Genomic DNA, 22,086 nt, shown 5'->3' on the forward strand with positions numbered 1-22,086 from the left:
GGTCGAGGATGGCGCCATGACCGACGATCAGAACGGATCAGCGAAGAACATCCCCACCGCGGTCCCGGCCGCGGCCCCCGCCGCCGTCCCCGTGGCCGTGCTCGGCCTCGGCCTGATGGGGCGGGCCCTGGCCGCGGCGTTCCTGCGAGCGGGACACCCCACCACGGTGTGGAACCGCACGCCCGGCAAGGCCGCCGGACTCGCCGACGGGGGAGCCCGCCCCGCCGCCTCGCCCGAGGAGGCGGTGGCCGCCGCCGAGCTGGTGGTGCTCTGCGTCTCCGACCACGCCGCCGTCCGCGGACTGCTCGACCGCCTCGACGCCGCCGGCCCGGGCCTGCTGGCCGGCCGCGTCCTGGTCGACCTGACCTCCGGCACCGCCGCGTCGGCCCGGGCGAACGCCGAACGGGTGGCCGCCACGGGCGGCGGGTACCTGGACGGCGTGATCCTGGCCGTGCCGCCGGCCATCGGCACGCCCGAGGCCGTGGTGCTCTACGGCGGCGCCCACGCCGACTTCGAGCGGTACGCGCCCGTGCTGCGCCGCCTCGCCCCGGACGGCACCACGCACCTGGGCGAGGACCACGGCCTGCCCGCGCTGCACGACTCCGCCGTGCTCGCCCTGATGTGGAGCGTCCTGAACGGCTTTCTGCACGGCGCCGCACTGCTGGGCGCGGCGGGCGTGGACGCCAAGGCCTTCGCCCCGCTCGCCGCCCGCTCGACCGTCACGGTGGCCGACTGGCTGGCCGGGTACGCCGACCAGATCGACGCCGGTGCCTACCCGGCCGAGGACGCCGCCCTGGGCACCCACATCGCCGCCATGGACCACCTCGCCGAGGAGAGCGCGGCCCTCGGCGTGAGTACCGAACTCCCGGCGTTCATCCGGGCGCTGGCGGGCCGGGCGCTGGCCGCCGGGCGGGGCGGCGAGAGCTACGCCGCGCTGGTCGAGCAGTTCCGCGGTCCTGCGCCCTCCGCCGGACCGGGCGGCGGAGAATGACCGCCATGACAACCGACTTCGACCCCCGCACGCTGCTCGCCGAGAGCCGCCTCGGCGTGCTGGCCACGATCAAGTCCGACGGGCGGCCCCAGCTCTCGCCCGTGATGCCGTACTACGACCGGGACGCCGAGCGGCTCTACGTCTCGATGGCGGAGGGCCGCGCCAAGGTGGCCAACCTGCGCCGCGACCCGCGCGCCGCCCTGGAGGTGACCCGCGCGGACGGCCGCGCCTGGGCCACCGCCGAGGGTGCGGTCACCCTGCTCGGCCCGTCCGCCGACCCGGCGGGGCCGGAGGTGGAGGCGCTGGTCGACTACTACCGGCGCGCTGCCGGCGAGCACCCGGACTGGGACGAGTACCGTGCCGCCATGGTCGCCGAGCGGCGTGTCCTGATGGTCCTCGCCGTCGACCACGTCTACGGCGCCCGGCTCGGCTGACACCCCCCAGGACGCCCCCCGGGGGGCGCGTCACACCCGGACCCCGGCGGCGCCCGCCGTCCGCAGTCCGCCGTCCCCGCCCGCCGGGGCGCCGGTCAGACGCGGGCGTCGGCCGGGGAGACCGGTCGGTGCATGGTGGTGACGGCCCCGAAGCCCAGGAGCGGGCGCAGGTACGGCGTCCGCGTGGTGCGGACGGCGGTGAAGCCGCGGCGCTCGTAGAGTGCGCGGGCCCGCGGGTTGACGTCGATGACGTCGAGGCGGACGCGGTGGCAGCCGTGCTCGGCGGCGACCGCCGCGACCTCGGCGAGCAGTCGCCCGCCGATGCCCAGGCCGCGATGCCCGGCGTCCACCGCGATGCCGTCCATCACCAGCTCGCCCGGCTCGGGGCCGCGGCCGAAGAGGGCGAGGACGGCCAGCCGGGGCAGGCCGCGGAACGCGCCGTAGGCGGCGAGCACGTCCCCGACCTCGCCGCCGGTCAGGCCGCGGCCGCCGAGCTGGTAGCCCGCCACACCGACCACCTCCCCGCCGTGCTCGGCCACGATGCCGCGGTCGTGGTGGAGGTGCTCGGCGATGAACGCCTGCCCGGCCTCGGGCGGGCCGAGCGCCGGGCCGAGCTTGCGGCCGAAGGCCTCCCAGTACAGCGCGGCGACCCGTGGCTCCGCTCCGGCCGGTACCGCGCGCAGCAGCGTCGGACCGCCGTTCCCGTCCGTGGTTCCCATTGTGGTGCGCCCCTCTCGTCCGAACTTGCGCGATCGAGCATATAACGTTCATTCTCGAAGCGAGAGTTTCCATGGCGATAGTTTCTGGAGGGGATTCCATGGAGCGGACCCGACCCGCGACGACCACGACCACCGCCACGACCACCACCGCCGACCCGGACCGGGGGAGGGCCGGTCCGGCACGGCTCGCGGACGTCGACGCCCTGCGCGGCTTCGCGCTGTTCGGCATCCTGACCGTCAACATCACCTACCTCGCCTCCGCCTACCACGGCACCGGCGTCGACGAGCCGGGCCTCGGTTCGGCGCTCGACACCGGCGTACGGGCCGTGGTGGCGCTGCTGTTCGAGGCCAAGTTCTTCCTGCTGTTCTCGTTCCTCTTCGGCTACAGCTTCACCCTGCAGCTCGACTCCGCCGAACGCCGCGGCGCCCGCTTCACCCCGCGCTTCCTGCGCCGCCTGGCGGGCCTGTTCGTGCTCGGGGTGCTGCACGCCGTGCTGCTCTTCCCCGGCGACATCCTCACCACCTACGCGGTGCTCGGGCTGATCCTGCTCGCGCTGCACCGGATCCGGCCGCGCACCGCGGTGCGCACGGCCGTCGTGCTGTTCGCGGTGACCTCCACCGCCTACCTGCTGCTCGCACTGGCCCTGCGCGGCGCCGACGGCGGGGACCCGGCGGCCGTCGCGGCCGATGCGCAGCGGGCCACCGAGGCCCTGCGCGGCGGCTTCGGGTCGGTGGTCGGGGCGCACCTCGACCAGCTGCCGAGCGTGGTGTTCCTGCTGGTGTTCTTCCAGGCCCCGGCGGCCCTCGCGGCCTTCCTGCTCGGACTGGCGGCCGGCCGGCACCGGGCGCTGAGCGACCTCGCCCGGCACGAGCGGACGCTGCGCCGGCTGCAGGCGGTGGGCTTCCCGCTGGGACTGCTCGGCGCGGGCGTCTACACCTGGTCGGCGCTCGCCCACCCCGGTGTCTCCGCGCAGGTGTTCGCGCTCGGGGTGGACGTGATCACCGCGCCGGTGCTGGCCGCCGCGTACGCGGCCACCGTGCTGCGGATCGCCCGGGGGCGGCACGGCCGGCGGTTGGTGGCGGTACTGGCGCCGCCCGGGCGGATGACGCTGACCAACTACCTGACGCAGTCGCTGGTCTGCGTGCTCGTGTTCACCGGTGTGGGGGCCGGGCTGGTCGGGCGGGTGGCGCCGGCGGGGGTGGCGCTGATCGGCGTCGCGCTGTTCGCGGTGCAGGCGGTGTGCTGCCGCCGGTGGCTGACCCGGCACCCGTACGGGCCGGTGGAATGGCTGCTGCGCGCGCTCACCACGCTGTCCCGGCCGCGCTGGCGCGGCGCGGCGGACGGTGTCGCGGACGGCGCGGCGGCGGGGACCGGCCGGGCGGCACCGCCCGGCCCCCGCGAACCGCTCAGCTGAAGTCCAGCGAGCCCGTCCGGGTCCGCTTGAGCTCGAAGAACGCCGGGTTCCCGGCCAGCAGCCGCACGCCGTCGAAGACCCGGACGGCCTCCTCGCCGCGCGGGATCGCGTTGAGCACCGGCCCGAAGAACGCGGTGCCGTCGACGTGGATGGTCGGGGTGCCGACCTCCTCGCCGACCGGGTCCATGCCGGCGTGGTGGCTGCGGCGCAGCGCCTCGTCCCAGTCGGTGGTGTGCGCGGCCTCCGCCAGCTCCTCCGGGAGGCCGGTCTCGGCCAGCGCCTCCCGGACGAGCTTGTCGTCGGCCTCCCGGTCCTGGACGTGCAGCCGGGTGCCGAGCGCGGTGTAGAGGTCGCGCAGCACCTCGACGCCGTGCTGCTCGGCGGCGGCGACGCAGACCCGGACCGGGCCCCAGCCGGTGGAGAGCAGCCGCCGGTAGCGCTCGGGCAGGTCCTCGCGGCCCTCGTTGAGCACGGACAGGCTCATCACCCGGAAGGTGAGGTCGAGGTCCCGGTGCTTCTCGACCTCCAGGATCCAGCGGGAGGTGATCCAGGCGAAGGGGCAGACGGGATCGAAGTAGAAGTCCACGGTGTTGGTCACCCGGCCGAGCGTAGGAGCCCGGCGGACCGCCGGGAAGGGCCGGTCCGGCACGGAATTCCTGGGCCACTTGCCGGATCGGTCCGTCCGGCGCGCGCTGGGGGCGCCCACGACGCGCCCGGGCGTCAAAACCACCCGGATCGGTGACGCTCCGTCAGCGCCCCTGGTGGGCGGCCTCCCTCTCGCCGATGAATCGCTTCCGCCATTCGAGTGAATTCATGGCTTCCAATGTTTTCGATCATGGGCGACTATGCTGCCGCCCGGTCAGGCCCTCGCGAAGCCCTCGCGATGGGCGGTGAGGGACGAGGGCGGGAGCCGAGAAGATGATGGGACCGGCGCATTCGTTGTCCGGCGCGGCGGCGTGGCTGGGCGTGGGGGCGATCGCGGAGGCCATGGGCGAACCGATGCCCTGGCCGGTGCTGCTGACGGGGGCGCTGATCTGCGCGGGCGCCGCGCTGGCGCCGGACCTCGACCACAAGGCGGCGACCATATCCCGGGCGTTCGGCCCGGTGTCGCGGATCCTCTGCGAGGTGATCGACAACCTCTCCTACGCCGTCTACAAGGCGACCCGCAGCCGGCACGACCCGCGCCGCTCCGGCGGCCACCGCACCCTGACCCACACCTGGCTCTGGGCGGTGCTCTGCGGCGCCGGCGCCTCGGCCGTCACCGTGTACGGCGGACGCTGGGGCGTGCTGGTGGTGCTCTTCGTGCACATGGTGCTGGCGATCGACGGTCTGCTCTGGCGTCAGGCCCGGGGCTCCAGCGACGTGCTGGTCTGGCTGCTCGGCGCAGCCTCCACCTGGCTGATCACCGGCGTGCTGGACAAGCCGGGCAACGGTGCGCTCTGGCTGTTCGACCAGCCGGGGCAGGAGTACCTGTGGATCGGCCTGCCGATCACCCTCGGCGCGCTGGTGCACTGCCTGGGCGACGCGCTGACCGTCTCGGGCTGCCCGGTGCTCTGGCCGATCCCGATCGGGCGCAAGCGCTGGTACCCGCTGGGCCCGCCGAAGGGCATGCGCTTCCGGGCCGGCAGCTGGGTGGAGCTGAAGGTGCTGATGCCGGTGTTCATGGGCGCCGGCGGACTGTGCGCGGTGGGGGCGCTCGGCTACTTCAGCTGAGCGGGCCGCCGTGCGGTGGCGCCGTGCGAACGGGCCCCGCACTCGACCGGTTCCGCACGGACGTCGACATCGGCGACCACCTCACCGCCGACGGCGTCTCCGGAGGGATGTCCTCCGGTGCGGGGCCCGTTCGCACGTCGGGCGCGGGGTCAGTGCTGGTGGCCCGCGCCGTCGTGACCGGCCGGCGCGGTGGTGGGCGCCTCTGCGGTGGGCGCCCCGGTGGCGGCGGGTGCCGGGGTGCCGCCCACCGGGAGGGTGAACGCGGCGGTGTGCACGGTGCCCCGGTGCTGGAAGTCCAGGAAGAGCCGGTACTCGCCGCCGCTGGGCGCCGTGGTGGTGAAGGTGATCGCCGGACCGCCGGCCGTCGCGGCGCCCTCGGGCAGGTGGCCGTCGGGGTGGACGTGCAGATAGGCGAGGTCCCCGGCGCGCAGCGCGACCAGGTGGCCGGCCGCGCCGAGGTAGGGCTGGAGGTCGGTGACGGGCCGGCCGTCCCGGCCGACGTTCAGCGTCAGCTGCCCGGCCCGGCCCGGGGTGAGCTCGCCGTCCAGGGTGACGGTGTAGCCGTCGACGGTGACGGTCCGGCCGGTCGCCGGCAGCGGGGCCGGGCGCAGTTCGCCGGCGGCGTGCAGGTCGGCGCCCAGGGTCAGGCCCTCGGCGGCGTCGGCCGGGGTGAAGTCGGCGAACACCCGGTACTCCCCGGCGGCCGGCAGCGCGACGGGCGCGCTCCAGGTGCCGTCGGCGGCGCGGACGGGGTGCAGGTGCTGGAAGGTGGCGAGGTCGCGCGGAGCGACGATCAGGTGCAGTTCCTTCTCGTGGGCCGGGCGGTAGTCGGTGACCGGGCGGCCGTCGGCGCCGAGGACGCGGAACCTCAGCTCGGTCGGGGCGCCGGCGGTGACGAAGGGGTTCTCCAGGGCGAGGGTGTAGCCGCGTTCGGAGACCTGGAGGCCGCCGGGGAGCTGTTCGGCGGCTGCCGCTCCCGCGCTCGCGGCCGGGGCCGGGGTGTGCCCGGCGTGCGCGGCGGTGGTGGGGCGCGGGGCGGGCTTCCCGTCGCCGGTCAGGTGGCCGACGCCGTACGCGGCGCCGAAGGCGGTGGTCACCCCGGTGGCGAAGGCGGCGATCTTCAGTGCGGTGTTCATGGCGGACTCCTGGCGGCGCGGGCGCGGGCGCGGGCGTGGGGGCGGACGGGCTGGACGGGCTGGACGGGGCGGGCTCGGCGGGTGCGCCTCAGGCCCGCATCAGGCGGGCGATCGCCTGCGAGGCCTCGGCGACCTTGGCATCGGCCTCGGCGCCGCCCTTGGCGATGGCGTCCTGCACGCAGTGGCCGAGGTGGTCGTCGAGCAACTGGAGTGCCACCGACTGGAGCGCCTTGGTGACGGCCGAGACCTGGGTGAGCACCTCGATGCAGTAGCTGTCCGAGTCGACCATCCGCTGCAGCCCGCGGATCTGGCCCTCGACCCGGCGCAGTCTGCGCTGTACCTGGTCCTTCTCGTGGTGGTAGCCGTTCATGGGAATCTCCCCCGGATCGTCGAGCTGGTCCTCCGATGCCCTCGATTAGATACCCCCGGGGGGTATGACGTCAAGGATGGCCTCTGGCGGTCGAGGGGTTGCATGGCATACCCCCCAGGGGTATAAAGGAGCCATCACAAGGGGATACCCCCACCAGGTATCTCCAGGGTGCTACCCACCTCATGGAGGAACCCATGTCCTGCTGCTCCGCCGACGGCACCTGCTCCACCGGCGCGACCGTCACCGTCGACCCCGCCGCCGTCACCACCGTGACCACCGTCTACGCCGTCGCCGGGATGACCTGCGGCCACTGCGAGCAGGCCGTCGGCAAGGCGGTCTCCGCCCTCCCCGGCGTCACCGCCGTGCGCGTCGACGTCCCGGCCGGCCTGGTCACCGTCTCCGCCGAGGCGGAGCTGGACGAGGCGGCCCTGCGCGCCGCCGTCGACGACGCCGGTTACGAGCTCGCCGGCCGGGCCTGATCACCCGGCGGGCCCGGGGCCCGGCGCCCCCGCCGCTTCACCCGCCCGAACCCCCTGGGGGTATCGGGCCCCGGAACCTCGACCCGCCCCCACCGCCTCACCGACGACCCACGAGGAGCCCAGATGACCACCCAGGCACCCGCCTCCACCGAGGTGGAACTCCAGATCGGCGGCATGACCTGCGCCTCGTGCGCCGCCCGGATCGAGAAGAAGCTCAACCGCATGGACGGTGTCACCGCCACCGTCAACTACGCCACCGAGAAGGCCAGGGTGAGCGTCACCGGCGCCGTCGAGGTCGCCGATCTGATCGCCACCGTCGAGGCCACCGGCTACACCGCCGCCGTGCCCCGCCCCGCCACCGCCGAGCCCGCCGGCCCGGACGGCGGCGCCGAGCCCGCCGACGAACTCGCCCCGCTGCGCCGGCGGCTGATCACCGCGCTCGCCCTGGCCGTCCCGGTCATCGCGATGGCGATGGTCCCGGCCCTCCAGTTCGACAACTGGCAGTGGCTCTCGCTCACCCTCGCCGCCCCCGTCGTCACCTACGCCGCCTGGCCCTTCCACAAGGCCGCCTGGACCAACGCCCGGCACGGCGCCGCCACCATGGACACCCTGGTCTCGCTCGGCACCGGCGCCGCCTTCCTCTGGTCGCTGTGGGCGCTGTTCTTCGGCCACGCCGGGATGCCCGGCATGCGGCACGGCTTCGAGTTCACCATCGCCCGCTCCGACGGCTCGTCCAACATCTACCTGGAGGCCGCCGCCGGCGTCACCGCCTTCATCCTGGCCGGTCGCTACTTCGAGGCCCGTTCCAAGCGCACCGCGGGCGCCGCGCTCAAGGCGCTGCTGGAACTCGGCGCCAAGGACGTCACCGTGCTGCGCGGCGGGGCCGAGGTCCGCGTCCCGGTCACCGAACTGACCGTCGGCGAGCTGTTCGTGGTCCGCCCCGGTGAGAAGATCGCCACCGACGGCGTGGTCGTCGAGGGCGCCTCGGCCGTCGACGCCTCGATGCTCACCGGCGAGTCCGTGCCCGTCGAGGTCGGCGTCGGCGACACCGTCACCGGTGCCACCGTCAACGCCGGCGGCCGGCTGGTCGTCCGGGCCGCCCGGGTCGGCGCCGACACCCAGCTCGCCCGGATGGCCAAGCTCGTCGAGGACGCCCAGAGCGGCAAGGCCGCCGCCCAGCGGCTCGCCGACCGGATCTCCGCGGTCTTCGTGCCGGTCGTCATCACGCTGGCCCTGGCCACCCTCGGCTACTGGCTCGGCACCGGCGAGGGCTGGACCGCCGCCTTCACCGCCGTCGTCGCGGTGCTGATCATCGCCTGCCCGTGCGCCCTCGGCCTGGCCACCCCGACCGCCCTGCTCGTCGGCACCGGCCGCGGCGCCCAGCTCGGCATCCTCATCAAGGGCCCCGAGGTGCTGGAGAACACCCGCCGGGTCGACACCGTCGTCCTGGACAAGACCGGCACCGTCACCACCGGCCGGATGACCCTGCTCGCCGTACGGACCGCCGAGGGCGTCACCGAGGAGCAGGCGCTGCGCCTGGCCGGCGCCCTGGAACACGCCTCCGAGCACCCGATCGCCGCCGCCATCGCCACCGCGGCCGCCGAGCGGCTCGGCACCCTGCCCCCCGTCGAGGGCTTCGAGAACATCCCCGGCCTGGGCGTCCAGGGGGTGGTGGGCGGCCACGCCGTGGTCGCCGGCCGGGAGGCCCTGCTCGCCGAGTGGTCGCAGCACCTGCCCGCCGCGCTCGCCGAGGCCAAGCGCGCCGCCGAGGCCGCCGGCCGCACCGCCGTCGCGGTCGGCTGGGACGGCGCGGCCCGGGCCGTCCTGGAGGTCGCCGACGCGGTCAAGCCCACCAGCGCCGAGGCCATCGCCGAACTGCGCGCCCTCGGCCTGCGGCCGGTGCTGCTCACCGGTGACAACCGGCTGGTCGCCGAGGCGGTCGCCGCCGAGGTCGGCATCCCGGCCGAGGACGTGATCGCCGAGGTGCTGCCCGAGGACAAGGTGGCCACCGTCGAGATCCTCCAGGCCGAGGGCAGGATCGTCGCGATGGTCGGCGACGGCGTCAACGACGCCGCCGCACTCGCCCAGGCCGACCTCGGCCTCGCCATGGGCACCGGCACCGACGCCGCCATCGAGGCCGCCGACCTCACCCTGGTCCGCGGCGACCTGCGCTCGGCCGCCGACGCCATCCGGCTCTCCCGCAGGACCCTCGGCACCATCAAGAGCAACCTGTTCTGGGCGTTCGGCTACAACGTCGCCGCCCTGCCACTGGCCGCCGCCGGCCTGCTCAACCCGATGATCGCCGGAGCGGCGATGGCCTTCTCCTCGGTCTTCGTGGTCGGCAACAGCCTCCGGCTGCGCACCTTCCGCTGACCGCCGGCCCGCTGACCGAAGGCCGGCCGACGGACGGAGCCCCCCGGAACCACCCGGTTCCGGGGGGCTCCCGCGCGTCCGGACCGCACTGGCCCGATGAGGGGACACCGCCGAGGCGTTCCCGCAGGTCGGCGGCCCCGTCGCATAGCCTGTCGCCCTGTCGCCCCGCCGTCGGACGGACGGCATCCGGGGCCGTGGACAAGGGGTGCAGGGTGGCTTCCTCGGGAACGGACGGCGCGGGCGGCTCGTACCGCCCGCGCCGCAGGACGCGGGTCCCCGGCTCGGTCGCCGGCGGCACCCCGCGCGAACAGCGGTTCCGCGCCTGGCTGCTGGAAGGCCTCTCCGACCGGGCCAAGCAGCACCCCGGCCCGCACGCCCAGGCCCCCGCCGAACAGAGCCGCCCCTGGTGGCGGGTGATGTGCCTGACCGGCCTCGACTACTTCTCCACCCTCGGCTACCAGCCCGGCATCGCCGCCCTCGCGGCCGGCCTGCTCTCCCCGGTGGCCACCGTCGTGCTCGTCGTCGTCACCCTCTGCGGCGCCCTGCCCGTCTACCGCCGGGTGGCCGTGGAGAGCCCGCACGGCCAGGGCTCGATCGCGATGCTGGAACGCCTGCTCTCGTTCTGGAAGGGCAAGCTCTTCGTGCTCGCCCTGCTCGGCTTCGCCGCCACCGACTTCATGATCACCATCACCCTGTCCGCCGCCGACGCCACCGCCCACCTGGTCGAGAACCCGCACCTGAACAGCGCCCTGGCCGGCCGGCAGGTCCTGATCACCCTGGTGCTGGTCGCCCTGCTCGGCGGCGTCTTCCTCAAGGGCTTCAGCGAGGCGATCGGCCTGGCGGTCGTTCTGGTCGGGGTCTACCTCTCGCTCAACGTGGTGGTCGTCGTCACCGGCTTCTACCACCTCTTCAAGTCCCCGCACGTGGTAGGCGACTGGGCGGACGCGCTCACCGCCGAGCACGGCAACGTCATCGCGATGATCGGCGTCGCACTGGTCGTCTTCCCGAAGCTGGCGCTCGGCCTGTCCGGCTTCGAGACCGGCGTCGCCGTCATGCCGCACATCGAGGGCGACCCGGACGACACCGAGGAACGCCCCGCCGGCCGGATCCGAGGCGCCCGCAAGCTGCTCACCACCGCCGCGCTGATCATGAGCGTCTTCCTGATCACCACCAGCTTCATCACCACCCTGCTGATCCCCAAGGCGGCCTTCGAGGTGGGCGGCCAGGCCAACGGCCGAGCGCTCGCCTACCTGGCCCACGAGTACCTGGGCAACACCTTCGGCAGCGTCTACGACCTCTCCACCATCGCCATCCTCTGGTTCGCCGGCGCCTCCGCGATGGCCGGTCTGCTCAACCTGCTGCCGCGCTACCTGCCCCGCTACGGCATGGCCCCGCACTGGGCGAAGGCGGTGCGGCCGATGGTCATCGTGCTCACCCTGATCGCCTTCCTGGTCACCTGGATCTTCGACGCCAGCGTGGACGCCCAGGGCGGCGCCTACGCCACCGGCGTGCTGGTGCTGATCAGCTCCGCCGCCATCGCCGTCACCATCGCCGCCCGCGCCGCCCGCCAGCACGGCTGGACCATCGGCTTCGCGGTCATCGCGGCCGTCTTCCTCTACACCACGGCCCTCAACATCGCCGAGCGTCCGGACGGCGTGAAGATCGGCGCCTGCTTCATCGCGGCCATCGTGCTGCTCTCCTTCCTCTCCCGCCTCAAGCGCGCCTTCGAACTCCGGGTCACCGACATCGTCTTCGACGAGGCCGCCGAGCGCTTCGTGCACGACTACACCCACCGTCCGCTACGGCTGATCGCCAATGAGCCGAAGGGCCGCGGCCTCGCCGAGTACCAGCGGAAGAAGCAGCAGATCCGCGCCCACAACGACATCCCCGCCGAGGACGACCTGGTCTTCGTCGAGGTGACGGTCCGCGACCCGTCCGAGTTCGAGGCGGTGCTCACCGTGCACGGCGAGGTGCTGCACGACCGCTACCGGCTGCTCAGCCTGGAGAGCTCCAGCGTGCCCAACGCCCTCGCCGCGCTGCTGCTCGCCGTGCGCGACCGCACCGGCCAGCAGCCGCACATCTACTTCGAGTGGACCGAGGGCAATCCGTTCGCCCAGTTCCTGCGGTTCTTCCTGTTCGGCCAGGGCGAGGTCGCGCCGGTCACCCGCGAGGTCCTCCGCGAGGCCGAGCCGGACCCGGCCCGCCGGCCGCGCGTGCACGTCGGCTGAGCCCCCAGGGACCTGGGGCTTGTGCCGACGCGCCGTCAGCTGCCTACCATGGCGGCTCCACCGGCCCCACCCGCAGAGGAGCAACGCCCGTGCGCCATCGCAGGATCGGCTCGATCGCCCTCACCGGTGCCCTCGCCCTCGCCGCCCTCGGCAGCGCCCCCGCCGTCGCGTCCGCCGGTGCCTCCTCACCGTCGGGCGGCGCCCGGTACGGCGTCGAGGTGTTCGGCGAGGACGGCTCGATCGGCCGGGCCACCGTGCCCGCCGCCTCCCCGTACCTGGCCGCCGGCCGGCCCGGACTCGCGCCCGCCGCCGGGGACGGCGAGGTCACCACGATCCTGCGCAACGGCGAACCCGCGGGCAAGGTCGACGTCGTCGTCATCGGCGACGGCTACACCGCGGCCGAGCAGGACAGGTTCCGCGCCGACGCCGCCGCCAAGTGGCAGGACCTGAGCTCCGTCGAGCCGTACGCCTCCTACCGCGGCCTGTTCAACGTCTGGGCGGTCGCCACCGTCTCCGCCGAGTCCGGCATCACCGGCGACCCGGACCGGGCCACCGTCCGCCACACCGCCCTGGGCTCCTACTTCTGGTGCGACGACATCGAGCGCCTGCTCTGCGTCGACACCGACGCGGTCGAGAAGTACGCCGTCAAGGCGCCGGAGGCCGACCTCGTGCTCGTCGTCGCCAACACCGCCAAGTACGGCGGCGCCGGCTACAACGTCGCCTCCCCGCTCGGCTACGACGGCATCGCCACGGTCGCGGGCGGCAACCCGAGGGCCGGCCAGGTGGCCATCCACGAGACCGGCCACTCGGTCGGCAAGCTCGCCGACGAGTACTTCTACGACGGCGACGACGTCTACCCGGCGGAGGAGGGCGAGCCGGAGGTGTCCAACATCAGCATGTACACCGCCGACCGGCTGGCCCGTGACCACCTCAAGTGGTACCGCTGGCTCGGGCGGACCTCGCCCGACGGGGGAGTGGTCGGCGCCTACGAGGGCGCCAGCTACTTCCCCAAGGGGCTGTACCGGCCGACCGAGAACTCGATCATGCGTTCGCTGGGGCGGCAGTTCAACCTGCCCGGGCGGGAGGCGATGATCGCCGGGTTCTACCGGCACGCCGTCCCGCTCACCAGCCCCACCCCGGCCGGCACCCCGCTCACCCGCGCCGACCGCCTCAGCATCGACCTCCCGGTCGCCGGCACCGCCCTCACCTGGTCGGTGGACGGGCGCGAGCTCCCGCAACTGCGCGGCCGCACCGACGTCAACCTGCGCACCCTCCCGCTCCCCGGCCCGCCCGGCCGCGTCCACACCCTCACCGCCACCGCCACCGACACCACCCCCGCCGTCCTCGACCCCGCCCTGCGCCCCCGCCTCACCGCCACCCTCACCTGGCCCGTCACCCGCTGACCAGGCTGTCGGCGCAGGAAGTCGGCGGGTCCGACCTCCTGCGCTGGTGGGGGAGCGGGGCGTCAGATTGCTGCGAGCACGGCCTCGTCGTAGCCGGTGACGGTGGTGAAGCCGAGGCGGCGGTAGAGGGGGAGGGCGGCGGGGTGGCCGGCGCGGACGTTGAGGCCGATGTGGTCGGCGCCGCCCTCCGCGAGGAGCTCGCAGAGGCGGGCCGTGCAGGCGGCGGCGAGGCCCCGGCCGCGGGCCTCCGGGTGGGTGGTGACATTGCCGATCACCGCCACCCGCCGTTCCGGGGAGGACACGTGCACCCCGGCCGTGGCGACCAGCCGGCCCGCGTCGTCCCGGATGCCGACGTACGGGCCGGTGGTCAGCATCCGCTCGTCGAACCAGTTGTCCGGGTAGCCGGCGGCGAACAGGGCGAGCAGGTCCGGCAGGTCCGCCGCGCCGAGCAGCCCGGCCTCGCGCCCGAGATGGGGCGCGAGGGCGGCGCGGTCGGTGAGCGCCATCCGCAGCATCGCCGTCCGGTGCTCGGCCCGGTAGTCCGGGGCGAGGGCGTCCACCCCGCCGGTGGTGAGGTGGGCGAGCAGACGCCGGGGCAGTACCGGCCGCATCGCCCGGAGCAGCCCGGCCAGCTCGTCGGCGCGTTCGGGCCGGGCCAGGCCGAGCAGGGTGGGCACCTCCCCGACGGCGTACAGCAGCGCCACCGGACCGTCCGCCGAGGCGGTGTACCAGGCGGTGTGGGACCAGAACGGCTCGTCCAGGTCGCCGAGTTCGAAGAGGTGCAGTTCCGGGTCGCGGCCGAAGCGGTCGGCGAGCGCCGCGCGGTCGTGCAGGCTGGTCAGCGGGGCGGAGGAGGAGTGCTGGGGCATCCGCCGAGCCTACGCCCGCCGCCCCGCCACCGGGCCGGCCGGGCCGAGCAGGGCCCGTAGGCGGCCGGCCGGCGGTCCGGTGCACCACCTGGGTCAGGTGCGCCTGGTCGCTGAACCCCAACTCCTGGGCCAGCAGCGCGAGTCGCGTCTCGCCCTCGGTCAGCCGCTCCAGGGCCGGCGCGACCCGCAGCCGCCGGGGAGGGCGCGGCGGGAAGGTGGTGGTGGCCGGCGCCCCGGACGGGGGTCGGGGCGCCGGCCCGGTCCGTCGGCGGCCGCGGACACGGGCACGCTCTGACGGCGCTCTGGCGGGACGGGCGGGGGTGTGGTCCCATCGCCGGAGGGAGCGGGTGGGGGCCCGCCGGAGCCGAGAGGGGCCGGGTGACATGGGTGAGCAGCCGTTCCGCACCGCCGAGACCGAGGACGCCCCGGTCGTCCGCGCCCCGGACGGCGCCGTCGTCCGGCCGCTGCTGGTACTGGAGGGCCTCGGCAGTCAGGCGGTCTTCGAACTCGCCCCCGGCGCGGTGAGCAGGGCGGTGTCGCACAGCACCGTGCAGGAGCTCTGGTACGTCATCGGCGGCAGCGGGCGGATCTGGCGGCGGCAGTCCGGCCGGGAGAGCGTGGAGCTGCTGCGGGCGGGGACGGCGGTCTCGGTGCCGCTGGGGACGGCCTTCCAGTTCCGCGCCGACGAGGACGGCCCCGGCCCGCTGCGGATCGTCGCCCTGACCGTGCCGCCCTGGCCGGACGGCTCGACCACGGAGGCCCGCCCCGAGTCCGGCCCCTGGCAGCCCACGGTGGGCTGACGGGTGGCGCGGGCCCGGGGCGGGCGGGGGCGGTGCGGCTCAGAGCGGCAGGACGAGTTCCTGCCCCGGCTGGATGAGGTCCGGGTCCTCGCCGAGCACGGCGCGGTTGTGCTCGTACAGCTCGGGCCAGCCGCCCTCGATCCCGAGTTCGGCGGCGATGCTGTCGAGGGTGTCCCCGTCGCGCACCGTCCAGGTGCCGGACCCGTCGGCCGGGGGAGGCGCGGAGGGTGTCCCGGTCGTGGTCTCCTCCTCGTCGGCCGGTGCCTGGCGGACCGGTGCCTGGCGGACCGGCTCCTGGTGCGCCGGTGGCTTGTGGGCCGGCCGGCCGGCGACCGGCGGCCGTTCGCTGGTGCGGCCGGCGCGGGTGCCGCAGACCGGCCACGGCTTGAGGCCGCGCCGGTCGGCGAGCCGGTCGGCGACGGCGATCTGCTGCTCGCGGCTGGCGAGGTCGGGACGCGGCGCGTAGGCGAGGCCGCCGTTCTCCCGCCAGGTCGGCTGGTCGAACTGGAGGCCGCCGAAGTAGCCGTTGCCGGTGTTGATCCTCCAGTTCCCGCCGCTCTCGCAGGCGGCCACCCGGTCCCAGTCGATCACGGCCCCCCGTTCGGTGCCCGCCCCACCTCCTAGACCCGGTGGCGCGGCGTGCGCCGCGGGGGCGGCGAGGACGGCTGCGGCCAGGGTGCAGGCGGCGGTCGGAAGCAGTCGGCGCAGGTGCGCGGTGGGGGGCATGCGCGGCTCTCAGGTCCGGGGACAGGGGCGTGTGCCGCTCGGGAGCGGCGCGTTCCCACCGACGCACACCCGGGGCGCCGACACGTCGTCGACACGTCGGCCGGGTCACCCGGGCGGCCTCGCGCCACCACCCGACCGGCCCCCCGGCCGAAGCCCGCCGCGCCCCGCCGTTCCGGCAGACGACGGCCCCCCGGCGCGAACGCCGGGGGGCCGGGGTGGAGCGTATTCGAAAAGACGGTGAAGACGCAGGTCAGCGGGCCTGCTGGCGCTCGGCCGCAGCGGCCGTCTGCTTGCGCCGCTTCTCCTCCTTCTCGTGCTTGTCCTTGACCCGGACGGACTCCTTGCGGACCTCCGCCTGGATCGTGCGCTCACGCTGGAGCCACTCCGGGTTCTCGTCCCGCAGCTCCTCGATCTGCGCGGTGGTGAGCGCCTCGGTGATGCCGCCGCGCGCCAGGCCGGACGCCGAGACGCCGAGCCGCGAGGCCACCACGGACCGCGGGTGCGGGCCGTTGCGGCGCAGGTCCTGCAGCCACTGCGGCGGCTCGGACTGCAGGGCGGTGAGCTCCTCGCGGGAGATCACGCCCGACTGGAAGTCGGCAGGGGTGGCGCCGAGGTAGACCCCGAGCTTCTTCGCCGCCGTCGCCGGCTTCATGGTCTGCGTGGTCTTCTGCTTGAGCGATGTCATGGTGACCAGGGTAAGCGAGCGGCGGGGGCCGCCTGTCACGGTCGGTAGCCTTGGTCGGGTGACAGAGATGCAGGTGACACCCTCGTTCCGGCTCGCGTACGTCCCGGGCGTGACCCCCGGCAAGTGGGCGCGCGTCTGGTCGGAGCGACTGCCGGACGTTCCGCTCGCCCTGGTCGCGGTGGACGCCGCCGACGGCGAACCGACGCTGCGGGCGGGCGGCGCGGACGCGGGCCTGGTGCGGCTGCCGGTCGACCGGACCGGCCTGAGCGCCATCCCGCTGTACACCGAGACGACGGTGGTGGTGTTCCCGAAGGACCACTGGCTGGCGGCGGCCGAGGAGGCCACCGTCGAGGACCTCGCCGACGAGGTGGTCTTCCACCCGCTCGACGACACGCTCGAATGGGAGCAGCTGCCCGGCCGGCCCGCCATCGAGCGGCCGGCGACCACGGCGGACGCGATCGAGCTGGTCGCGGCCGGTGTCGGCGTCCTGCTCGTCCCGCAGTCGCTGGCGCGGCTGCACCACCGGCGCGACCTCACCTACCGGCCGATGGCGGACGCCCCGCAGTCCCGGGTCGCGCTGTCCTGGCCGGAGGACCGGACCACCGACCTGGTGGAGGAGTTCATCGGCATCGTGCGCGGCCGGACGGTCAACAGCTCCCGCGGCCGTGGTCAGAGCGCCGCCGCAGCCGCGGCCGAGCCCAAGGGCGGCACGACGAAGGGCGGCGCCGCGAAGGGCAGTGCGGCCAAGGGCGGCGGCGCCGCGAAGAACACGGGCAAGGGCACCGGCGGCCGACCGGCCACGGGCCGCGCCACCGGCGGCGGCCGCCCGCGCGGCGGCTCGGGTTCCGCTTCCGGTGGTTCGGCGGCTGCCCGTCGGGGCCGTCCGAAGCGCCGCGGCTGACCCGGGGCGAACAGGTCCGCGCCGGTCGCCTCACCCGGCGGCGTTCCGGCGGGCGGCCAGGGCGTTCAGCAGGGCGGCGCCGCGCTCGGCGTCGTCCACGCTCACCGCGAAGTCCGTGCCCTCGCGGGGGCTGATCACCAGGCACTCGCCGCGGCGCAGCATCACCGTGGTGCCCAGGCCGCTCAGCCGGTAGCCCCAGCCGCCCACCTCGGCCGGGGAGCGCTGCTCGGCCCGGGCCGAGGCGATCTGCTCCGGCGCCCAGTGCCGGGACGGCCGGCCGAGCGGGCCGAAGGCCACGGTCAGGCCCTGCTCGGTGACCCGGGCCTGGACCGAGGAGCAGGCGGCCCCGGCCAGCGCGACGACCGCCAGCGTGGCGGCCGCCGCCCAGGACGGACCGCCCAGCCCGGCGAACCCGGCCAGGGCCGCGCCCGCCGCGCCCAGGCCGGCCACGGCGGCCAGCAGGCCCAGCCAGGGGTTGACCGCCCGGGAGAGCCAGACGGCGCGCTGCCCGTCCGGGAGGTCGAGCCGCGGCCCGTCGGCGGCCGTCACGGGGCGCGGCCCGGGTCCGCCGCGCCGGGCGAGACGCCAGGCCACCAGGCCGGACCCGACCGCCGCCGCCAGGACCAGTGCCACCTCGACGCCCAGTGGCCGGGCCTCCTGCCAGCTCGGGCGGTCCAGGTTGGCCGAGACGATCGAGACCTGAATGCCCGTCAGCAACGCACCCCCGAAGGCCGTTGCGACCGCGGCCCAGAGCCGCGCCTGCTCCCCGCCGTGCCATCGGACGGCCTCCGCCACGGCGGCCCCGACCACCCACACTCCGGCCGGGAACAGCACGGCGGCCGTCAGCGACGACGAATTGTCCGGGTGCGCCCCGCTCCAGTGCGTGGCCAGGGGCTCCGGCAGCCGGGCCCGGGCGCCCCAGGGCAGTCCGAGCAGCAGCACGAGCACCCCGAGCACCCCGACGGCCCGGACCGCCGCCTGCCCGCCACGCCGGCCGTCCTGCCGTGCATCCCTGCTCACTCCAGCCCCCTGATCATCTCGACGATGTCCTCCCGGCCGAAGCCCGCGTGTGCCGCGTCCGCGACCAACCGGCGCACCGAGTCCAGCAGTTCGGCACGCCGGTCGGCGCCCTGGACGACCGTGACGCCGCGCCCGCGCCGGAACTCCAGCACCCCTTCGTCGCGCAGCGCCCGCAGTGCCCGCAGCACCGTGTTCGCGTTCACCCCGAGTGCCGCCGCCAACTCCCGTGCCGGCGGCAGCCGTTCGCCGGGCGCGCACTCGCCGTCCGCGACGGCCCGCCGGATCGCTCCCGCGACCTGCTCGTGCAACGGCCGCGGGTCCCCGGCCTCCAGCTTCAGCAACATGGTGCTAGTGACAGTAGCACCATACCGGCGTCCTGCCACGGGGCGGCGACCCCCGGCCCGAGGGCCGGGCCCACCGGCTGGTTGGATCCGGGTATGACGGACTGGTCCCGACTCACCCATGCCTACGGCCCCGCCGACGACATCCCGGATCTGCTGGACCGGCTGGTCGCGGCGCCGACCGCCGACCTGTGGAGCGACCTCTGGTCGGCGCTGTACCACCAGGGCACCGTCTACCCGGCCAGCTTCGCGGCCCTGCCCTGGCTGGCCGCGCGGGCCGGGTGCGGGGACCGGGAGCAGGAGGTCGACGCCGTGCTCCTGGCCGGCGCGATCATGGCCGGGGCCGAGCAGGACCACGGGGCGGGCGGGGTCCGCTCGCGGTTCGCGGCGGAGACCGCCACCCTGCTGGCGGCGGCGAACCGGCAGCTCAGGGGCGGCACGGACGCCGCCGACTACGTCCATCTCCTGCAAGCCCTGCTGGGTCTCGAAGGCGTCCCCGGCTGGAGCGAGGAGCTGGCCTGGGGGATCGTCAACGAGGAGTACCAGATCGCCTGTCCGGACTGCGAGTGCGATCTGTTCATCGTCCTCGGCGAGTCCGGGTTCTTCTCGACCGCCGAGGACTACGTGCTGGCGGACGGGGACGTCGAGACCCGTCCGCTGCGCCCCGCGGCCCCCGCCGACCTCGACGGCCTCGGCCGGCGCCTGCACGGCCTCGCGCTCGCCGACGGCCGGGGCGAGGTCGCCGGCGTGCTGACGTACGTCTTCGGTCGCGCGGTCTGCCCCGTCTGCGAGGCCGGCTTCGCGGTCGCCGACGCGATCGTCGCCGACGGGTGATCAGCCGCGCAGTGCCCGGCGGGCCGAGGCGGCGACCAGGGTGGCGGCGAGCAGGGCCAGGGCCAGGGCGCCGACGAGGACCGGGGAGGGGCCGGCGAGGTGGCCGGCCCGGCGGACCGCACCCATGAAGTCGAGGGCGGCGACCTGGTTCACCACCAGGTACCAGAGCGGGAGGTAGAGGGCCTGGAAGAGGCGGTGGGAACGGGAGACGGTGCCGAGGGCGAGGGCCAGCGAGGGGACGAACAGCGCACCGGCCGACCAGGCGGCCACCCCGGCCGTGTCACCGGCCGCCGCGAGGCGGACCAGGACGCCCGCGCCGACCAGGCCGGAGAGCAGGACCCCGGCGGCCCATTCGGCGAGCAGCCGCGCGCGGGCGGCCGGGTAGGCGCCGAGCAGGGCCTCCAGGCCGTACTCGGCCGAGCGGCTGCCGAGGCGCGACCAGAGCAGGACCGGCCAGATCCAGGCGGCGGGCAGCACCGCGCCCGCCCCGGTGTCCGGCGGGACGGCGAGGCCGGCCGTGACCAGACCGGCGGCGGCGAGCCACCACCAGCGCGAGGCGTCGGCGAACAGCATCCGGGCCTCCCCGAGCAGCAGGCGGCCGAAGCCGCGGCCCGTCCCCGCGTGGGCCGGGGCGGCGGTGGTCAGGGTGGGCGCGAGCACCGGGGGAGCGGCGGGCGCCGGTGCCTCCTCGCCACCGCCCAGGAGCGGCTTGCGCTCGGCCGACGCCCGGCGCGCCGGGTCGAAGCGGGCGAACCAGAGCGCGGGCAGGGCGGCGACCGCCACCGCGAGCAGCACCAGCAGCAGCCGCTGGACGAGGAAGCCGCCGTCCGGGCCCACGCCCTCCCAGGGGAACGGCTCCAGCGGGGTGTCCACCTTGGTCAGGCCGAGGCTGAACTCCTCGCCGCCGAGGTCGACCCCGCGCACGGCCAGGGCGTCCCGCAGCGAGGCGGCCACCGGGCCGAGGCCCAGCCCGCCGAGCGGGGCGCCGGGCCGTTCCCCGGCGATCAGCAGGGCCGGGGCGCAGGCGAACCAGACGACGTTGCCCAGCCCGCCGCGCAGCAGCGGCACCGTCTCGAACAGCACGGCCAGCGCCGCCGTCGCCACGAGCAGCGGCAGGGTCAGCACCAGGAAGGGCGTCAGCAGGGCGGCCGGGTCGAGCGAGCGGTCCTCGCCCCGGACCAGCTGCAGGGCGGGCGCGGTGAGCGCGAGCACGCCGAGCATCGACGCCAGGACCAGCAGGTTGCCGAGGAACTTCGCGAGCAGCAGCTCGACGGTGCGCAGCGGCGTCGCGGCGAGCAACTGGCCGACGCCGGTCTCCTCGTCGCGTCCGAGTCCCTTGCGGACCACGTAGAAGCCGCCGAGGGTGAGCCAGAGCGCGCCGGCCAGCGCGGTCGCGGTGCCGACGTACGCGCTGGTGTACTCGCCCCGGTAGCGGCCCAGCGCGAGGATCGCCCAGTGTCCGTCGGCGGGCGGGACGGCCAGCAGGCCGAGGCCGACGGCGGCCAGCAGCGTCACCGCGTAGGCGGGGCGGCGGACCCGGTCCCGGAAGTCGCCGAGGGCGAGCCGCCAGAGCCGGGCGGGCGCCCCGGCACGGGCCGCGGCGAGGGCGGTCGTGCTCATCGCCGCACCCCCGGGCGGTCGTCGGTGGCGGCGGAGCGGACCAGGCCCAGGTACGCGTCCTCCAGGTCCGGGGCGACCGGCACCGCGTCGGCGAACGGCGAACCGTCCGCGAGCAGCCGCAGCCGGACCCGGCCGTCGCCGGTGCGCACCATCCGGCTCACCACGTACCGCGCCTGCACGGCGGCGACCGCCCCGGCGTCCACCAGGACCTCCCACACCCGGCCGCTCCGGCCGCGCAGCAGCTCCTCCGGGCTGCCCCGGCGCAGCAGCCGCCCGCCGGCGACGACCGCGATGTCCCCGGCCACCGACTCGACGTCCGAGACGATGTGGGTGGACAGCAGCACCACCCGGTCCTCGGCGAGCGCGCTCAGCAGGTTGCGGAAGCGCACCCGCTCCTCCGGGTCGAGCCCGGCGGTGGGCTCGTCGACGACGATGACGCGCGGATCGCCGAGCAGCGCCTGCGCGATGCCGACCCGGCGCAGCATGCCGCCGGAGTAGGCGCCGAGCGGGCGGCGCACCGCCTCGGTGAGGTTGACCAGGGCGAGCAGCTCGTCGATCCGGGCCCGGGCGGAGCGGGCGGAGAGGCCCTTGGCGGCGGCCAGGTAGCCGAGGAACTCGCGCGAGGTGAGCTGCGGGTGGACGCCGAAGTCCTGGGGGAGGAAGCCGAGTTCGCGGCGGAGCCGCTCGGGTTCGGCGAGCACGTCGGCACCCCGGTAGGTGAGCCGGCCGGAGGTGGGCCGGGTGACGGTGGCGACGATCCGCATCAGTGAGGACTTGCCCGCGCCGTTCGGTCCGAGCAGGCCGAGCAGCCCGGGGCCGAGCCGCAGCGAGAGGCCGTCGACGGCGCGCTTGCCGCCGCGGTAGACCTTGCTGACGTCGGTCAGTTCGAGGTACGGCGGGTCCTCGGGCAGGGGGGAGGGGCGGAGGTCGGGTCGGCTCATGCGATCTGCTCTTCCAGCGGGTACGTTCACGGCGGGTGACGACGACGAGCCTGTCCGATCGGCGGGCCGCTGCCATCTGCCGTTCGGC

22 protein-coding genes are annotated in these 22,086 nt (G+C 75.4%); 11 read left to right on the top strand and 11 right to left on the bottom strand.

Annotated elements, in window-relative coordinates:
* Positions 1–16 precede the first annotated feature (16 nt).
* On the top strand, positions 17–991 hold the full coding sequence (locus ACFVUH_RS23545) for an NAD(P)-dependent oxidoreductase (RefSeq protein ID WP_387915222.1): 975 nt from the start codon (positions 17–19) through the stop codon (positions 989–991).
* Entirely contained in the window at positions 988–1,425 is a 438-nt protein-coding gene (locus tag ACFVUH_RS23550; protein WP_387915223.1) for a PPOX class F420-dependent oxidoreductase, read from the top strand. Before ACFVUH_RS23545 ends, ACFVUH_RS23550 begins: the two co-directional genes overlap by 4 nt.
* Positions 1,426–1,520: 95 nt before the next feature.
* Here ACFVUH_RS23550 and ACFVUH_RS23555 read toward each other — a convergent pair whose 3' ends face one another.
* The gene (locus tag ACFVUH_RS23555) at positions 1,521–2,144 is read right to left on the bottom strand and encodes a GNAT family N-acetyltransferase (protein WP_387915224.1); all 624 of its coding nucleotides are present in this window, start codon (positions 2,142–2,144) and stop codon (positions 1,521–1,523) included.
* Between the two features lie 98 nt (positions 2,145–2,242).
* Between ACFVUH_RS23555 and ACFVUH_RS23560 the strand changes: the two genes are divergently transcribed.
* Positions 2,243–3,559: a DUF418 domain-containing protein gene (locus ACFVUH_RS23560; protein ID WP_387915225.1), complete on the top strand. Its 1,317-nt coding sequence runs from the start codon at positions 2,243–2,245 to the stop codon at positions 3,557–3,559.
* Here the strand turns inward: ACFVUH_RS23560 and ACFVUH_RS23565 are convergent.
* Positions 3,552–4,157 carry a disulfide bond formation protein DsbA gene (locus ACFVUH_RS23565; protein ID WP_380690206.1) on the bottom strand — a complete coding sequence of 202 codons (606 nt, stop codon included), beginning with the start codon at positions 4,155–4,157 and terminating at the stop codon, positions 3,552–3,554. The genes ACFVUH_RS23560 and ACFVUH_RS23565 overlap by 8 nt on opposite strands.
* 320 nt (positions 4,158–4,477) lie before the next feature.
* Here ACFVUH_RS23565 and ACFVUH_RS23570 point away from each other — a divergent pair, with 320 nt between their 5' ends.
* On the top strand, positions 4,478–5,272 hold the full coding sequence (locus tag ACFVUH_RS23570; protein ID WP_355375506.1) for a metal-dependent hydrolase: 795 nt from the start codon (positions 4,478–4,480) through the stop codon (positions 5,270–5,272).
* A 149-nt stretch (positions 5,273–5,421) separates the two neighbouring features.
* On the opposite strand, the gene ACFVUH_RS23575 is transcribed toward ACFVUH_RS23570, so the two are convergent.
* Together ACFVUH_RS23575 and ACFVUH_RS23580 are read right to left on the bottom strand one after the other, a co-directional pair.
* Complete coding sequence (locus tag ACFVUH_RS23575) at positions 5,422–6,408, bottom strand: hypothetical protein (RefSeq protein ID WP_387915226.1); 987 nt, start codon at positions 6,406–6,408, stop codon at positions 5,422–5,424.
* An 88-nt stretch (positions 6,409–6,496) separates the two neighbouring features.
* Positions 6,497–6,778 carry a metal-sensitive transcriptional regulator gene (locus tag ACFVUH_RS23580; RefSeq protein ID WP_387915227.1) on the bottom strand — a complete coding sequence of 94 codons (282 nt, stop codon included), beginning with the start codon at positions 6,776–6,778 and terminating at the stop codon, positions 6,497–6,499.
* Positions 6,779–6,972: 194 nt separating this feature from the next.
* Here ACFVUH_RS23580 and ACFVUH_RS23585 point away from each other — a divergent pair, with 194 nt between their 5' ends.
* The 4 genes from ACFVUH_RS23585 (at position 6,973) to ACFVUH_RS23600 (ending at position 13,261) form a co-directional block, all read left to right on the top strand.
* Complete coding sequence (locus ACFVUH_RS23585; RefSeq protein ID WP_387915228.1) at positions 6,973–7,257, top strand: heavy-metal-associated domain-containing protein; 285 nt, start codon at positions 6,973–6,975, stop codon at positions 7,255–7,257.
* A gap of 123 nt (positions 7,258–7,380) precedes the next feature.
* Positions 7,381–9,630: a heavy metal translocating P-type ATPase gene (locus ACFVUH_RS23590; RefSeq protein WP_387915229.1), complete on the top strand. Its 2,250-nt coding sequence runs from the start codon at positions 7,381–7,383 to the stop codon at positions 9,628–9,630.
* Between the two features lie 326 nt (positions 9,631–9,956).
* Entirely contained in the window at positions 9,957–11,858 is a 1,902-nt protein-coding gene (locus tag ACFVUH_RS23595) for an amino acid transporter (RefSeq protein WP_387915311.1), read from the top strand.
* An 89-nt stretch (positions 11,859–11,947) separates the two neighbouring features.
* Entirely contained in the window at positions 11,948–13,261 is a 1,314-nt protein-coding gene (locus ACFVUH_RS23600) for a M64 family metallopeptidase (protein ID WP_355371587.1), read from the top strand.
* A 62-nt stretch (positions 13,262–13,323) separates the two neighbouring features.
* Here ACFVUH_RS23600 and ACFVUH_RS23605 read toward each other — a convergent pair whose 3' ends face one another.
* A complete protein-coding gene (locus tag ACFVUH_RS23605) occupies positions 13,324–14,130 on the bottom strand; it encodes a GNAT family N-acetyltransferase (protein ID WP_387915230.1) in 807 nt (268 codons plus the stop codon).
* 383 nt (positions 14,131–14,513) lie between these two features.
* Here ACFVUH_RS23605 and ACFVUH_RS23610 point away from each other — a divergent pair, with 383 nt between their 5' ends.
* Positions 14,514–14,930: a cupin domain-containing protein gene (locus ACFVUH_RS23610; RefSeq protein WP_355371582.1), complete on the top strand. Its 417-nt coding sequence runs from the start codon at positions 14,514–14,516 to the stop codon at positions 14,928–14,930.
* Between the two features lie 39 nt (positions 14,931–14,969).
* On the opposite strand, the gene ACFVUH_RS23615 is transcribed toward ACFVUH_RS23610, so the two are convergent.
* On the bottom strand, positions 14,970–15,656 hold the full coding sequence (locus tag ACFVUH_RS23615; RefSeq protein ID WP_387915231.1) for a transglycosylase family protein: 687 nt from the start codon (positions 15,654–15,656) through the stop codon (positions 14,970–14,972).
* A 250-nt stretch (positions 15,657–15,906) separates the two neighbouring features.
* The gene (locus ACFVUH_RS23620; protein WP_387915232.1) at positions 15,907–16,341 is read right to left on the bottom strand and encodes a DUF5997 family protein; all 435 of its coding nucleotides are present in this window, start codon (positions 16,339–16,341) and stop codon (positions 15,907–15,909) included.
* A 58-nt stretch (positions 16,342–16,399) separates the two neighbouring features.
* On the opposite strand from ACFVUH_RS23620, the gene ACFVUH_RS23625 reads away from it, so the two are divergent.
* Complete coding sequence (locus ACFVUH_RS23625) at positions 16,400–17,242, top strand: LysR family substrate-binding domain-containing protein (protein WP_387915233.1); 843 nt, start codon at positions 16,400–16,402, stop codon at positions 17,240–17,242.
* Between the two features lie 30 nt (positions 17,243–17,272).
* On the opposite strand, the gene ACFVUH_RS23630 is transcribed toward ACFVUH_RS23625, so the two are convergent.
* Positions 17,273–18,262 carry a DUF1648 domain-containing protein gene (locus tag ACFVUH_RS23630; RefSeq protein WP_387915234.1) on the bottom strand — a complete coding sequence of 330 codons (990 nt, stop codon included), beginning with the start codon at positions 18,260–18,262 and terminating at the stop codon, positions 17,273–17,275.
* Complete coding sequence (locus ACFVUH_RS23635) at positions 18,259–18,606, bottom strand: GntR family transcriptional regulator (protein WP_387915235.1); 348 nt, start codon at positions 18,604–18,606, stop codon at positions 18,259–18,261. Before ACFVUH_RS23635 ends, ACFVUH_RS23630 begins: the two co-directional genes overlap by 4 nt.
* Positions 18,607–18,699: 93 nt before the next feature.
* Here ACFVUH_RS23635 and ACFVUH_RS23640 point away from each other — a divergent pair, with 93 nt between their 5' ends.
* Positions 18,700–19,437: a hypothetical protein gene (locus tag ACFVUH_RS23640; RefSeq protein ID WP_355371568.1), complete on the top strand. Its 738-nt coding sequence runs from the start codon at positions 18,700–18,702 to the stop codon at positions 19,435–19,437.
* On the opposite strand, the gene ACFVUH_RS23645 is transcribed toward ACFVUH_RS23640, so the two are convergent.
* On the bottom strand, positions 19,438–21,057 hold the full coding sequence (locus ACFVUH_RS23645; RefSeq protein ID WP_387915236.1) for a hypothetical protein: 1,620 nt from the start codon (positions 21,055–21,057) through the stop codon (positions 19,438–19,440).
* Positions 21,054–21,998, bottom strand: coding sequence for an ATP-binding cassette domain-containing protein (locus ACFVUH_RS23650; protein ID WP_387915237.1), 945 nt, complete (start codon positions 21,996–21,998; stop codon positions 21,054–21,056). Before ACFVUH_RS23650 ends, ACFVUH_RS23645 begins: the two co-directional genes overlap by 4 nt.
* Between the last annotated feature and the right edge of the window lie 88 nt (positions 21,999–22,086).

It is taken from the genome of Kitasatospora sp. NPDC058032 (assembly GCF_042885845.1).
GTDB lineage: Bacteria > Actinomycetota > Actinomycetes > Streptomycetales > Streptomycetaceae > Kitasatospora.